This is a genomic window from Bacillus sp. LR--39 (assembly GCF_053613335.1).
The window spans coordinates 1-705 of record NZ_JBSIOT010000889.1 but is presented as its reverse complement, the minus strand read 5'-3'; the positions used below and the strand labels follow the sequence as shown (position 1 = coordinate 705).

Genomic DNA, 705 nt, shown 5'->3' with positions numbered 1-705 from the left:
ATCACGATATCTCGGTATTGAATATTGCGATGTGTTTTCTTTTTTCCGTCATACACCTTAAATGGCGATGAAATCAGCTTGCGAATTTCCTTAGCGATGGCTTTTGCCTCGAACTGCACCGTTTCAAGCTCTTCTGCTTCCTCGCTTGCATCCGTATCTTCTGCGTTGTCGATCAGCAGCAGCTCTGTTTCCGTCTCGTCATTGTCCGGATACGCTGCACCAAGCTTCAGCTCAGCCTGCTCGTCATAATCGACCTCACCGATTTTGCCGCCCATCAGCTGTTTAAATAAAAAGTTTGTGCTGTCTAAAATATCAGCCCGGCTTCGGAAATTTTTATTTAAATCGATTTTCCGCCCCGTGCCTTCTCCACTCTCTGTAAACCGTTTGTATTTAGAGAGGAAAAGAAGCGGCTCCGCAAGCCTGAATCGATAAATCGACTGTTTGACATCTCCTACCATAAACAGGTTGCCAGTCTCCTCCGGCCCGCTTGTGACGAGCTGCAGAATCGATTCCTGCACGAGGTTGGTATCCTGATATTCGTCAACGAGCACCTCATGAAACTGTTCCTGGTAAAACCTTGCAGCCTCGCTCGGCTCACATTCACCTTTGTCATTCTCTGCTGTCAAAATCGCTAAACAGTAATGCTCCAAATCAGAAAAATCGATGATTGATTTCTCCTGTTTCGCAGCTTCAAATCGTTTTCCA

1 protein-coding gene is annotated in these 705 nt (G+C 46.1%); it reads right to left on the bottom strand.

Features of this window, described 5'->3' with window-relative positions; translation table 11 throughout:
- Positions 1–705: UvrD-helicase domain-containing protein (locus ACWHAR_RS27280; protein WP_452088458.1), on the bottom strand; the 705-nt coding region annotated here is incomplete at both ends.